Source organism: Vibrio sp. 10N.261.51.A3 (assembly GCF_041471965.1).
GTDB lineage: Bacteria > Pseudomonadota > Gammaproteobacteria > Enterobacterales > Vibrionaceae > Vibrio > Vibrio crassostreae_C.
On the sequence record NZ_JBFRPK010000005.1, the window covers coordinates 79,012 to 92,947 of the forward strand.

Below are 13,936 nucleotides of genomic sequence, written 5' to 3' on the forward strand. Positions count from 1 at the left end.
ACAAAATTCTCAACAATTAAAAAGCCCTCATTTTTATATCAGAAACAAAAAAGGCACTCCCTTGAAATGAGTGCCTTTGAGCTTTTTTTATCTGTATTTACTTACGAAATAAGGGCTATTAGATCTTCTTCTGTTCTTATTTCGATACCTAAATCTTGTGCTTTAGTTAATTTAGAACCCGCAGCTTCACCGGCAAACAAGATGTCCGTTTTCTTCGATACGCTACCCGTCACTTTCGCACCTAATGCTTGTAACGCAGCTTTAGCTTCACTTCGACCTAATTGCGACAATGAGCCTGTTAACACAACGACTTTACCTTCTAATGGTAGCTCTTGGTCATCGGCAGCTTCTTTGATGATTGGCCAATTCACACCTAGCTCTATCAGCTGATCGACGACCGCTCTGTTTTTCTCTTGTGAGAAGAAGCTGGTGATATGGCTAGCAACGATGTCACCAATATCTGACACTTCAACTAATTGTTCATGAGTAGCTGCTTGAACCAGTTCCAACGTCTTAAAGTGTTGAGCTAAGTTCATAGCCGTCGCTTCACCGACTTCACGAATACCGAGTGAATAGAGGAAACGTGCTAACGTTGTGTCTTTAGCTTTATTCAACGCACTCACGACGTTCTGTGCCGATTTAGGCCCCATTCGGTCAAGAACAGTAATCACGCCAGCACTTAGCTTAAATAAATCAGCAGGTGTTTCGACCATTTCACGGTCCACAAGCTGCTCAATAACTTTCACGCCCAGTCCATCAACGTCTAGCGCCTTTCTAGAAACAAAGTGTTTAAGTGCTTCTTTACGCTGCGCCTGACAGACTAAACCGCCAGTACAACGCGCTACAGCTTCACCTTCTACACGCTCAACCGCAGAACTACATACTGGGCAAGCATCAGGGAAAACAATGTCTCTAGCCGTTTCAGGGCGACGATCTAGTACAACAGCCACTATTTGTGGAATAACGTCACCTGCACGGCGAATAATAACGCTGTCGCCTACCTTCACGCCTAAACGCGCAATCTCATCGGCATTGTGTAAAGTGGCATTGCTGACCGTCACGCCACCAACGAAGATAGGTTCAAGTTTAGCAACCGGCGTAATAGCGCCAGTACGGCCCACCTGAAATTCAACGTCATTGAGCAGTGTAATCTCTTCTTGAGCTGGAAACTTATAAGCAATTGCCCAACGTGGCGCTCTAGCAACAAAACCAAGCACTTCTTGAGCCGCGATATCGTCGACTTTGATAACAACGCCATCAATCTCGTAAGCCAGAGCATCACGACGAGTCATAATATCTTGGTAATAGGCTTTCACGTCTTCGAGAGAGCTCAGTTGCTTAGTCTCGGGGCACATAGGTAAGCCCCAACCTTTAAGCTGTAAAAAGCGTTCGTAGTGACTATTTGATAGCTCAGCGCCTTGTACAACACCGACACTGTATGCGTAGAAAGCTAGCGGACGTTTCGCAGTAATACGGGAATCAAGCTGACGCAGGCTACCTGCGGCGGCATTACGTGGGTTAACAAATACTTTCTCGCCTTTCTTCAACGCCATCTCATTCAACTTATCGAAACCCGCTTTTGGCATAAACACTTCGCCACGAACTTCAATACGCTGCGGCCAGCCTTCACCTTGTAACTTAAGTGGGATAGAGCTGATCGTACGCACGTTTTCAGTGATGTTTTCACCCGTCGCACCGTCACCACGTGTCGCAGCCTGAACTAAAATACCATTCACATAGAGTAGGCTAACTGCAAGGCCATCAAGCTTAGGTTCACAACAGAAAGTCTTGAGGTTAGCGGTTGGCGCTCTATCAGACATTCGCTTATTGAACGCATCCAAATCTTCATCAGAGAAAGCATTGTCCAGAGAAAGCATTGGGATCTCATGAGTCACTTGAGTGAAACCATCGAGAGGCTGACCACCAACACGTTGGCTCGGAGAATCTACTGTCACTAGTTCCGGGTTCTCTTCTTCGATCTTTAGCAATTGCTGCATTAATCGATCGTACTCGACATCAGGGATCTCAGGGCTATCTTCTACGTAATAACGAACGGCGTGATAATGCAGAGTTTCTCTTAACTGCTCTAAGGTAACTTGAATCGATTCTTTCATATCATTCTCTATCGTGATTGAAATATCAAAAAGGGCTCCCTTAGGAGCCCTTTTCTATAAATATAGATTATTTACAAGGCTAAACAATACGGCTAGGCATTCGATGCCGTCATAAAGTCTCTGATTTGCTTGCGGTAGTCAGATAAACGGTTTGGTGTCATTAAGTTGCGTGACTCATCCAACACGTTTCCGCCCATATCGTCAGCAATTTTCTGCGCCGCACTCAGCATCACATTGAAGTTTTGATCAGCTTGACCATAACAAGGCAACGTCATAAAGAACGAAATACCTTTAGTCGTGAAGTCAGCAGGATCATCATGTTCTAGCGTTCCTGGCTGCATCATGTTTGCAACGCTGAAAATAACCTTTGGTGCATCTGTAGATTGTGCAAAGCAGTGGTAAATAGACATCTCACCATAAGTTAAACCGTTGTTCTCCATGCTGCGGAAAAGTTCAGTCCCAACGAATGGGATCTCTCCAGCACAGTGAACATTAAGAACGATCACTTCTAAACCAAGTTCTTCATCTGGTTTTGCTTCTTCAACAGTCGCACTTTGCGGAGTCACGACTTCTTTCGCAACAACGGGCTCTCTTTGAGTAAGCGTTTCGTTTGGAACGACTGGCTCATCAACTGTTTCAGAAGGCTCTTCAAACGAACCGTACTGCACTTTAAAGCCGGCATGGTTTTCTTTTTGCTCGTCAGTCAACTCAAAGCTTGGAACTTCAGGCTCAACGTCCTTCTCTTCCTCAATCACTTCAGGTTCACTTTCAACCTTAATTGGGTCTTCTACGCTGAAAGAAGGAAGATCATTTAATTCGATATCATCTTCGTAAGCTTCTTTCGCTTGTGGCGCTGTTAGCGGATCTGAGTCGATCAGCGGATCAGTATCAGAGGGTGAAACAGCAAAATCCGGCTCTTTACGTTCTTTTCGGATTATCTCAAAATCATCTTCTGGGGCGAATGAACGGTTTGGAATAGTTTCTGCTTCATCTAAGCTGTCGTTATCAAGCTTACCGAGCGGCTTATCTCCAAACTTTGCTTTCCCTTCTTTTTTACTCGTCCATAGACCATGGAACAATAATGCGGCGATAGCTAATGCGCCAACAATAATGAGTACAAATCGCAATTCCTGCATTTTTCGCTCTCAGCTTTCTTAGTCAACTAGCTATAAACACGCTGTCACTAAGTTGGGTTAATTTGGCTAATCTCACTACTCTATCAAAAGTAGCCACTGTTTTAGAACAACTTAATACAATTAGTTCCTTACATGGTGTGATTTTCACCACGCTTTTTTTCTTAATTTCGGTCGAGTACACTAGACATGTTTGCTATTTAACCAAATTCACATGTGACCTAATTTAAATATGACTATTGAATCTGTTCCCCGCTCCGGCTTTGGCTATTTTATTTTCGGAATAAAAATCGCTTTATCACCGAGCATTCGTAAGTTTGTACTAATGCCACTTATCGCGAACGTGTTACTCGTTGGTGGTGCCTTGTTTTATATCTTCTCCAACCTAAACACTTGGATTGAAGGTTGGATTGGTGCATTGCCAAGTTTCTTGTCGTGGTTGTCATACATTTTATGGCCATTACTTGTGTTAACCGTCTTGGCAACATTCTCGTATTTCTTTAGCACGCTCGCTAACTTCATTGCCGCACCGTTCAACGGTTTACTCGCGGAAAAAGTTGAAGAGTTGTTGAGCGGTAAAAAAGTTAATGACGATGGTTTACTTGATGTCCTCAAAGATACCCCACGTATATTAGCGAGAGAATGGCGCAAGCTTGTCTACATTCTGCCAAAAGCGATCGGTTTATTCCTACTTTTGTTAATTCCAGCACTAGGGCAAACCGTTGCTCCGTTTTTATGGTTCATTTTCACAGCATGGATGTTAGCGATTCAATACGCCGACTACCCGTTCGATAACCATAAAATCAAATTTGATGACATGAGAAACAATTTGAAACAAAAACAAGGCAAGAGCTACAGCTTTGGCGCGCTTGTTTCTGTGTTCACCACAATTCCAATTCTAAACCTGATCGTAATGCCCGTTGCCGTTTGCGGCGCGACGGCAATGTGGGTTGCTGAGTTTAAAGACCAAGCTCTGCGTTCTCGTCTATAATTCTCGTCTATTACCCCGCCTATACTTCCTAGTTTCGCCTATCTTTTTGAAGTTCTGATTTCAATAAAGATAGGCGTGAATTCTGCTACATATCTATATGATATAACTTTTTAATCCTTTTACCTTTTTTTCAACTTGTTTAATCTAAATTCAAGCTGAATAAACATCGTAAGACACTAGACGGTAAAGTGATTGATATACTACGTTTAGTTCTGTCATTAAATGAAGGAATATCGCATGAGCAAGATCTACGAAGACAACACCCTAACGATTGGTAACACACCTCTAGTCCGCCTTAACAAAGTAAGCAAAGGTAACGTCCTAGCTAAGATCGAAGCTCGTAACCCAAGCTTCAGTGTTAAATGTCGTATCGGTTCAAACATGATCTGGGAAGCAGAAAAAGCGGGTACGCTTAAGCCAGGTATCGAGCTTGTTGAACCTACCAGTGGTAACACAGGTGTTGCACTTGCATTCGTAGCAGCAGCACGCGGTTACAAACTAACGCTAACTATGCCTGAATCAATGAGCCTAGAACGTCGTAAGCTGCTTAAAGCGCTTGGCGCAAACCTAGTGCTGACTGAAGCACCAAAAGGTATGAACGGTGCGATTGCTAAAGCAGAAGAGATTGTTGCTTCAGACCCAGACAAGTACCTACTACTTCAACAGTTCAACAACCCAGCCAACCCACAAATTCACGAGCAAACGACTGGTCCTGAAATTTGGGAAGCAACAGACGGCGAAATCGACGTGTTTGTAGCGGGTGTTGGTACGGGCGGTACTATCACAGGTACAAGTCGTTATATTAAAGGTGAAAAAGGCAAAGCGATCACTTCAGTAGCGGTTGAACCCGCAGAGTCTCCAGTGATTGCACAGGCACTTGCAGGCGAAGAAATCAAACCAGCTCCACACAAAATTCAAGGTATCGGTGCAGGTTTCATCCCTGGAAACCTAGATTTAGAGATTATTGACCGTGTTGAATCGGTAACTTCTGAAGAAGCGATTGAGATGGCTCAACGCCTAATGAAAGAAGAAGGTATTCTTGCAGGCATCTCATCTGGCGCGGCAGTTGTAGCAGCAAACAGAATCGCCGAACTACCTGAATTTGCAGGAAAAACTATCGTTACTGTACTACCAAGCTCTGGTGAGCGTTACCTAAGCACAGCCCTATTTGCTGGCATCTTTACGGAAAAAGAGAACCAACAATAATATGTGGTCAAATCAATTTTTCGTCCAAAAAAGCCCCGTTTAGGGGCTTTTTTGTTGATCCCTGCCCCACCTTTGGTAATATCAGGTCTGTTTTATTTTTCGCTTCAAAATAAAAGAAGCAATAAACAAATTCTGAAAGTCATGAGTACTCAGCAAAAGACGACCATGGCTGGATAAAAATTTATAACCAGTCTAAGTTCTAACACGAACATGGCGTACTAGCCTCTAGCGCATTTGGGCTAAAGCAGTTAAGCTAATCTGGTTACAAACTTACAAAAAATAAATTAATTGGGGTATATAAAATGTACGAGAAGCAAGTAGAAATCACAGCAGAAAACGGTCTTCACACTCGTCCAGCTGCACAGTTCGTTAAAGAAGCAAAATCTTTCGACGCTGACATCACAGTGACTTCTAACGGCAAAAGCGCTAGCGCGAAAAGCCTGTTCAAACTACAAACTTTAGGCCTAGTAAAAGGTACTAACGTTACTATTTCAGCTGAAGGTCCTCAAGCTCAGCAAGCAGTAGACCACCTAGTTGCTCTTATGGATCAACTACACTAATACGGTCTCCTTCTTTCAAAGCCATTTTGCATAGCAAAGTGGCTTTGTTCGAAATAGATAGGAATAAGCGCGACATTAGTCGACGACTTAAAGTCACACACTCTCCCGTTTACAGTTGAACAACTAAGGTAAGGCTATGATTTCAGGCATCCTAGCATCTCCTGGTATTGCTTTCGGTAAAGCACTACTACTTCAAGAAGATGAAATTGTCCTAAACACTCAATCTATCTCTGACGACCAAGTTGAAGCAGAAGTACAGCGTTTCTTTGACGCTCGTAACAAATCTTCTCAACAACTTGAAGTTGTTAAGCAAAAAGCACTTGAAACTTTTGGCGAAGAAAAAGAAGCAATCTTTGAAGGCCACATCATGCTGCTTGAAGATGAAGAGCTAGAAGAAGAGATTTTAGCACTCATCAAGAAAGACAAGATGCACGCAGACAACGCGATCCACACTGTGATCGAAGAGCAAGCTGTTGCACTAGAGTCTCTTGATGATGAGTACCTAAAAGAACGTGCAACTGATATCCGTGATATCGGTACTCGTTTCGTTAAAAATGCTCTAGGCATCAACATTGTATCTCTAGCAGATATCAATGAAGAAGTTATCCTAGTAGCTTACGACCTAACGCCATCTGAAACTGCACAAATCAACCTAGACTACGTTCTTGGTTTCGCTTGTGACATCGGCGGTCGTACATCTCATACTTCAATCATGGCACGTTCTCTTGAGCTTCCAGCTATCGTTGGTACTAACGATATCACTAAGCAAGTTAAGAACGGCGACATGCTTGTGCTAGACGCGATGAACAACAAGATCATCATCAACCCTTCTGAAGCTGAACTAGCAGAAGCTAAGAAAATCAAAGCAGATTTCGAAGCAGAAGCGGCTGAACTAGCAAAACTAAAAGATTTACACGCTGAAACTCTAGACGGTCACCGTGTAGAAGTTTGTGGCAACATCGGTACAGTAAAAGACTGTGACGGTATCCTGCGTAACGGCGGTGAAGGCGTTGGTCTGTACCGTACTGAATTCCTATTTATGGACCGTGACGCGCTTCCTACTGAAGAAGAGCAATACGTTGCTTACAAAGAAGTAGCAGAAGCAATGGAAGGCGAGTCAGTGATTATCCGTACTATGGATATCGGTGGCGACAAAGACCTACCATACATGGACCTTCCACAAGAGATGAACCCGTTCCTAGGCTGGCGTGCAGTACGTATCAGCTTGGATCGTCGTGAAATCCTACGTGACCAACTACGTGGCATCTTACGTGCGTCTGCACACGGTAAACTACGTATCATGTTCCCAATGATCATTTCTGTTGAAGAGATCCGTGAACTGAAAAAAGCAATCGAAGAGTACAAAGTTGAACTTCGCGCTGAAGGCCTAGCTTTCGATGAAGAAATCGAAATCGGCGTAATGGTTGAGACTCCAGCAGCTGCTGCAATCGCACACCACCTAGCGAAAGAAGTATCTTTCTTCTCTATCGGTACTAACGACCTAACGCAATACACTCTTGCGGTAGACCGTGGTAACGAAATGATTTCTCACCTATACAACCCACTATCTCCTGCTGTTCTTACAGTAATCAAGCAAGTGATCGACGCATCACACGCTGAAGGTAAGTGGACTGGTATGTGTGGTGAGCTTGCTGGTGATGAGCGTGCAACGCTACTTCTTCTTGGTATGGGTCTAGATGAGTTCTCTATGAGCGGTATCTCTATCCCTAAAGTTAAGAAAGTAATCCGTAACTCTAACTTCGCTGAAGTTAAAGCTATGGCTGACGAAGCACTATCTCTACCAACAGCTGCTGAAATTGAAGCTTGCGTAGAAAAGTTCATCGCTGAGAAAACTCAGTAATCGCCAATCGCTTAATAACGTTAGACGGCTAAAAATAGTCGTCTAATTTGTTAGATTGGTATAGTATATTCTACAGAATAAAACTAAACGTTAGGAGCATGACACAATGGGTCTGTTTGACAAACTGAAAAAGCTTGTATCTGATGACAGCGCTGATGCTGGTGAAATCGTAAACATCGAAGATGTGCCAGATGTAGTTTTCGCTGAAAAAATCGTTGGTGACGGCATCGCGATCAAACCAGCTGGCGACAAAATGGTAGCTCCAGTTAACGGTACTATCGGTAAGATCTTCGAAACTAACCACGCATTCTCTATCGAGTCTGACGACGGTGTTGAGCTTTTCGTTCACTTCGGTATCGATACTGTTGAACTTAAAGGCGAAGGCTTCACTCGTGTAGCTGAAGAAGGTCAATCTGTTAAAGCTGGTGACACTATCATCACTTTCGACCTAGCGCTTCTAGAAGAGAAAGCAAAATCTACGCTTACTCCAGTTGTTATCTCTAACATGGACGAAATCAAAGAGCTGAACAAGCTTTCTGGTTCTGTAACTGTTGGCGAAACTCCAGTTCTTAAAGTAACTAAGTAATCTCGATTACTTATCTGCTTTAATTAAAACGCTACCTAAGGGTGGCGTTTTTTGTGCCTGCTATATAGTTCTAATGCCAGATTACCAGCCGCTTTGGCCTTATACCTAACAACTACAAATCCCCTTCTTCTTTGGGCCTCTCACGAACAGAGATCCCTGACATCTCGCTCGGTTCGATTCTGGGATGACGATTAAACACTATGGTTTAAGCCTGAGTGATTGTTACTCAAACCGACCTCTTCTATACAGTTAGCTATAGAGTCACCAATACCCAACTCCCGTCATTCCCTACAGTGAGGCACGAACGTGATAGGGAATCTCGCTTTCCAATCAACTACCAACACCACAACTCCCCTCTCTTCTCCAAATTTCAGGCAATAAAAAACCCAGCCGAAGCTGGGTCTGTTTAGCGCTCATCTCTCACCACGAGCTAATTTGTGGAAGCCTAACGTCAACACTATTGGTCAACGTGGCTTTTCAATCGATTAACCTAGTAGGCTAAGTGCCGAGTTCGGTGCTTGCTTCGCTTGAGCAAGAATCGAGCTTGAAGCTTGAGAAAGGATCTGAGACTTAGTCATCTGAGTCGTTTCTTTCGCGAAGTCGGTATCTTTAATACGGCTCTTAGATGCGTTAACGTTCTCGTTAATGTTGTCTAAGTTGCTGATAGCGTGATCGAAACGGTTTTGGAAAGCACCTAGCTCAGCACGGTGACTGTCTACATACTTAAGGGCCGCATCGATTACTGCTACAGACTCTTGTGCGCCGCCAACAGATGTTACGTCGATAGTATCAACCGTTACGTCTTTAGCTGCTTGAATACCTAGCTCGCCCGCAAGACCGCCAGAGAAAGACACATCGCCGCTCACTTTGTTGTTGCCTGTGAACATTTGTAGCTTGCCGTCTTCAGTAACAGACGCTTTAACAGAATCTTGTTGACCGTTGATGTAAGTCGCTAGCTCTTCGATGTCATCACCCGCTTTTGCGCTGATGTCGATTTCTTGTGCTTGGCCGAAGTTGTCAGTGAACGACAGTTTTAGGTCGTTAGAGCCCGCTTGAACGTTCCAGTCTTTGTCTTTCGCGTTCTCAGTTTGGTAGCTCTTACCACCCATCTGAGCGTTATCAGAGCGCATGTCTTTCAGTTGAAGCATTACAGCTTCACCGTTATCCGCACCGATTTGGAATGATTTAGTACCGTGAGTACCGTTAAGCAGCTTGTTACCACCAAAAGACGTCGTTTCCGCGATACGGTTCAGTTCGTCGTTCAGTGCTGTTACTTCTTCTTGAATCGCTACACGCTCAGATTTTGAGTTTGAGCCGTTTGAAGATTGTAGAGACAAATCACGCATACGTTGCAGGATGTTAGTCGTCTCGTTCATTGCACCTTCAGCAGTTTGTGCAATTGAGATACCGTCGTTCGCGTTACGTACAGCAACATCAAGGCCACGACTTTGAACGTTCAAACGGTTCGAGATTTGTAGGCCCGCAGCGTCATCTTTTGCGCTGTTGATTTTAGAGCCAGAAGCTAGACGCTCCATTGATGTTTGTTGTGCGCTGTTTGCGTTGTTTAGGTAACGTTGCGCAGTCATCGCTGAAACGTTTGTATTTACATTCACTGCCATGGTGATTTCTCCAATTGATTTTCCGGTATTGCGGTTTCCGACGTCTCGGAAAACCAAGTAGTTCTCTCAAAGTTACTTTTAATAACGGCGTAATTGACGAAACCTTTAGGAAAAAAACAATAAAATTAAAGAAATAGCGATAAAGGAGAAGAAAGCGTGACTGGTAATAAATTTATCAAAAAAAGATAAGAAAAACGCTAAAGTTGTCGAGAAATCCGTCGAGCGAGGTTTTGTGTTTTTATTAACCAAAGAAGCCAAATAAACTGAAATGGTGTTATGAGATTTAAAGTAATTGATTAACCTAACAAGGTTAAGGCAAGGTTAGGTGCTTGCTTCGCTTGAGCCAGAATAGTGGTGCTAACTTGCTGCAGAATTTGCTGCTTTAGCATCTGAGTCGTTTCCTTGGCGTAATCGGTATCTTTGATTCGACTGTTTGAGGTCGCCAAGTTTTCATGAACATTTTCAAGGTTGTTAATGGCGTGGTCGAAGCGGTTTTGCATTGCGCCTAATTCAGAGCGATGGCTATCGACATACTTCATCGCCGTATCCAAAATAGAGACGGCGCGCTGCGCACCACCCACATCCGTCACATTGATGTCATTCACCGACTCATAGTAACCCGCTGACATCGACAGTTCACTCGCGAGTGAACCAGAGAAAGAGATAGTGCCAGAGGTATCTTCACCAGACATGTAGATTTGAAGCTGCCCATCATCATTAACCGAAGCTGAGACCAGATCCGTTTGACCATTGATGTAGGTCGCCAACTCTTCAATGTCATCGCCGACTTTCGCATTAATGATGATCTCTTGAGGCTGGCCAAAACGATCGGTAAACGACATCGTCATATCATTCTGGTTTGATTTCACTGCCCATGAATCACTGGCCATGCCATTAGCAACGTAGCTAAAGCCGCCCATGTTGATGTCATCAGTACGCATGCTTTTCAAACCAATCTGCACAGCTTCGCCCGAACTGCCGCCGATTTGAAACGAGGTGTGCCCAAAACTGCCGTTAAGGAGTTTTTTACCACCGAATGAAGTGGTTTCGGCAATTCGATTCAGCTCGTCATTTAACGCGGTGACTTCTTCTTGAATAGCGATTCGTTCCGATGAACTATTCGAGCCGTTACTCGCTTGTAGAGATAAGTCTCGCATGCGCTGCATGATATTAGTGGTTTCATTCATAGCTCCTTCTGCAGTCTGCATAATGGAGATACCGTCGTTAGCATTTCGAACAGCAACATCAATGCCACTCATCTGTGCTTCTAATCGATTTGAGATCTGTAAGCCAGCCGCATCGTCTTTTGCACTATTAATGCGGCTCCCTGAAGCTAAGCGCTCCAAAGATTGGTTCAGCATGTTGTTAGCATTAGAGAGGTTTCTCTGGGCCACCAGCGCTGAGACATTTGTATTAACAGTTATAGCCATAGACCTTCGCTTACAAAAAGATGAATAAAACTCACGATTGCTCTTATATCGACCAGTTCATATAAAGCTTTAATAAAAAAGGAGCCCTGAGGCTCCCTTTCTTTGCTGCAGATGAGGTGATTTACTTAATCGTTAATACACTCAACATGTCAGTTGAAGGTGCAAAGTAGTAAGCGCCAGTCACTGCTTTGGTAAAGCGAAGCAGTTGGTCTGTTTTGCCATCTGTTGTGCCGTACATGCTCTCTAACATCGCATCGAAGTTATGACGAACGTTACAGTAAGCAATGAACAATAAGCCGTGGTCGCCCGTAGCAGTACCGTAAGGTAGACTGTGGCGAACAATCTTAAGCCCCTTGCCTTCTTCTTTGATATCCACACGGCCAACGTGAGACGCCGCAGGAACATCATCTAACTCAATTGAATCAGGTTTAGTTCGGCCAATCACTTTCTCTTGTGCCGACACATTCAAGCGATTCCAAGCTGGCAGATTGTGCACAAAACGCTGCACCATTACATAACTACCACCAGCGAATTCACCCTCAGGCACAATAGCAACTTCAGCACGTTGTGCGTCTTTCGGGTTTTCAGTGCCATCAACAAAGTCTGTCATGTCACGAGAGTCTAGGAAGCGATAACCATAAGTTTCATCAACCACTTCAACATCAGCTGCTACTTCAGATAGCAATTTACGCAAGATAAAGAAGTGCAGATCATGTCGGTTTGAATGACAGTGAATCAGAACGTCAGACAGTGTGCTCGGTGCTGTGATATCACCTTCACCCAGCACAGGGAAGTCGATCAAATCAGCGGGCGCTGCTTGCTCGAACCTATCCCAAAAAGCTTTTGAGAACGCAACCGATGCCGTTAAGTTCGCATCAGGCTGAGTTTGGTTTAGTTCGTCGATTAGAGTCGGAAGCTTTTGAATTTCTGCTAGTACATTAGCAGTATTAGCGTTCACTTTAAGTTGAACGTAAAGCGCGAAAGGCCCAGCTTCAGGCAAAATAGCACTTTGAACGTTAGGCTGCTCATTTGAAACATTAAGCATAGATTATTCCTTCCAGTTTTAGCTTCTAAGTATAATTGTGAATGGGACAAATGTTTTGATGAGAATCAGTCTTCGAGCTCAACCACTTTAAAGCAATCCCTTGCAGCATGGCTATTGGTTAGATAAAGCGCTAACCACAGCAGCAACAATAGGGTGATGCCATTTGACCAACGGAACCATCCGTTATCCAAATAGATTAAATAAATCGTATGGGAGCCCTGTGCCAAGATAGCCATCATGGTAACCCAACGTCCCCATGACACGACTTTGTTAAGGCGCTTTCTATCTGGCGATCTTAGCCCAAATAACCACATCAGCAGCAAACTAGGCACACTCAACGCGATCCCGACATAAAACATCTGATGGTCTGGGTAGATTATCTCAAGAATATCGGTTCCCGATTCTCGGCTTGCGCCTGCAACAATGAAAACGACCAAGGCTTTCGCAAGAAACAACCAACCTAGCCAGAGCAAGATTGGAGCTTTCAAAAAGCCGTGCTTGTCGTATTGTTCTATGGAGTACCGCACAAATCTCACTTTCACTTATTTTCAAACCAACACTTTAACGCAAATCATTCATACTTAACTAGCTTTGCGTTATCTTAGTAGCCAATCCGTTTTAATTGTCGAACTCAGTATGAAAAACAAAACTAATACGCCCTCTGTTGAATCTCAACAGGAAGCACTGAAGATAGCCAAAGCGACTCAAAAGCCAGCTCAAACCAAAGAACAAACTAAACTGATTGCTCAGGGTATCGAGAAAGGCATCGCACTGTACAAGAAACAGCAAAAAGAACGCAGCCGCCAAGCCGATAAAGCGAAGAAGCGCGTACAGAAAGAAAAACAGACTCAACAAGCTAATCAACACCAAGAAGACACGATCGAAACAAGTGTTGAAACACCATCAAATCACGCCACTAAACTGCCGTGGTTACTACTGTTCGCAAGCTGGGTAGGCTTCGCGATTTATTTGATGCAATAGCAGGGTAAACGTATGAAAAAGGAATTAGTCGCTTTGGCTATGAGTGGCATGTTACTCGGGTGTACCAAACCCACATCAACGCCTCATAGTAAAGCGGACAAGGTACAAATGGATTACCACGGCCTGATTAACATCGAGCAGTGTGAGTATAAAGGGGAAATCACTGGCAGCGAAGGTCATTGGTACAGCTACTTGTTCTTTCCCAATGACACCCTGATTCAAGGTGCGATGAATGAGCTTAAATCGAATGCCATTGAGCTAGGCGCAGACACCGTCATCTTTACCCTACCCCAAGATTTCAGCACTTCCGTGACTATGCTTGGTACCGCCTACCTGTGCGAGTAAGCAACTAAAGCGGCATATCGATATGCTTTGATTTTATGACACCCAAAAGAAAGCCAGCTTTCGCT

The 13,936-nt window shown here is 44.0% G+C and carries 13 protein-coding genes; 7 read left to right on the forward strand and 6 right to left on the reverse strand.

What is annotated here, in order from left to right:
* Positions 1-101: 101 nt before the first annotated feature.
* Both ligA and zipA read right to left on the reverse strand, forming a co-directional pair.
* Complete coding sequence (ligA, locus tag AB4371_RS02000; protein ID WP_102320156.1) at positions 102-2,114, reverse strand: NAD-dependent DNA ligase LigA; 2,013 nt, start codon at positions 2,112-2,114, stop codon at positions 102-104.
* Positions 2,115-2,206: 92 nt separating this feature from the next.
* Positions 2,207-3,250, reverse strand: a complete 1,044-nt coding sequence (gene zipA, locus AB4371_RS02005) for a cell division protein ZipA (protein WP_017061932.1) — start codon at positions 3,248-3,250, stop codon at positions 2,207-2,209.
* Positions 3,251-3,479: 229 nt separating this feature from the next.
* Between zipA and cysZ the strand changes: the two genes are divergently transcribed.
* The 5 genes from cysZ to crr all read left to right on the forward strand — a co-directional run bounded on the left by cysZ (position 3,480) and on the right by crr (position 8,451).
* Positions 3,480-4,238: a sulfate transporter CysZ gene (gene cysZ / locus AB4371_RS02010; protein ID WP_029235129.1), complete on the forward strand. Its 759-nt coding sequence runs from the start codon at positions 3,480-3,482 to the stop codon at positions 4,236-4,238.
* A gap of 237 nt (positions 4,239-4,475) precedes the next feature.
* The gene (cysK, locus tag AB4371_RS02015; RefSeq protein WP_017061934.1) at positions 4,476-5,444 is read left to right on the forward strand and encodes a cysteine synthase A; all 969 of its coding nucleotides are present in this window, start codon (positions 4,476-4,478) and stop codon (positions 5,442-5,444) included.
* Positions 5,445-5,746: 302 nt separating this feature from the next.
* Entirely contained in the window at positions 5,747-6,004 is a 258-nt protein-coding gene (locus AB4371_RS02020) for an HPr family phosphocarrier protein (RefSeq protein WP_004734263.1), read from the forward strand.
* Positions 6,005-6,140: 136 nt separating this feature from the next.
* Positions 6,141-7,865, forward strand: coding sequence for a phosphoenolpyruvate-protein phosphotransferase PtsI (gene ptsI / locus AB4371_RS02025; RefSeq protein ID WP_048660880.1), 1,725 nt, complete (start codon positions 6,141-6,143; stop codon positions 7,863-7,865).
* A 106-nt stretch (positions 7,866-7,971) separates the two neighbouring features.
* Positions 7,972-8,451, forward strand: a complete 480-nt coding sequence (crr, locus tag AB4371_RS02030; RefSeq protein WP_372148745.1) for a PTS glucose transporter subunit IIA — start codon at positions 7,972-7,974, stop codon at positions 8,449-8,451.
* A gap of 485 nt (positions 8,452-8,936) precedes the next feature.
* On the opposite strand, the gene AB4371_RS02035 is transcribed toward crr, so the two are convergent.
* The 4 genes from AB4371_RS02035 to AB4371_RS02050 form a co-directional block, all read right to left on the reverse strand.
* Positions 8,937-10,070, reverse strand: a complete 1,134-nt coding sequence (locus tag AB4371_RS02035; RefSeq protein WP_102300543.1) for a flagellin — start codon at positions 10,068-10,070, stop codon at positions 8,937-8,939.
* Positions 10,071-10,366: 296 nt separating this feature from the next.
* Entirely contained in the window at positions 10,367-11,500 is a 1,134-nt protein-coding gene (locus tag AB4371_RS02040) for a flagellin (RefSeq protein WP_372148748.1), read from the reverse strand.
* A 121-nt stretch (positions 11,501-11,621) separates the two neighbouring features.
* Positions 11,622-12,545 carry a Dyp-type peroxidase gene (locus tag AB4371_RS02045; RefSeq protein ID WP_017060695.1) on the reverse strand — a complete coding sequence of 308 codons (924 nt, stop codon included), beginning with the start codon at positions 12,543-12,545 and terminating at the stop codon, positions 11,622-11,624.
* 65 nt (positions 12,546-12,610) lie between these two features.
* Positions 12,611-13,072: a DUF2919 domain-containing protein gene (locus AB4371_RS02050; protein WP_017060696.1), complete on the reverse strand. Its 462-nt coding sequence runs from the start codon at positions 13,070-13,072 to the stop codon at positions 12,611-12,613.
* A 109-nt stretch (positions 13,073-13,181) separates the two neighbouring features.
* On the opposite strand from AB4371_RS02050, the gene AB4371_RS02055 reads away from it, so the two are divergent.
* The gene (locus AB4371_RS02055) at positions 13,182-13,526 is read left to right on the forward strand and encodes a DUF2956 domain-containing protein (protein ID WP_017060697.1); all 345 of its coding nucleotides are present in this window, start codon (positions 13,182-13,184) and stop codon (positions 13,524-13,526) included.
* Positions 13,527-13,538: 12 nt separating this feature from the next.
* Entirely contained in the window at positions 13,539-13,871 is a 333-nt protein-coding gene (locus AB4371_RS02060; RefSeq protein ID WP_017071060.1) for a DUF4156 domain-containing protein, read from the forward strand.
* Positions 13,872-13,936: the final 65 nt, after the last annotated feature.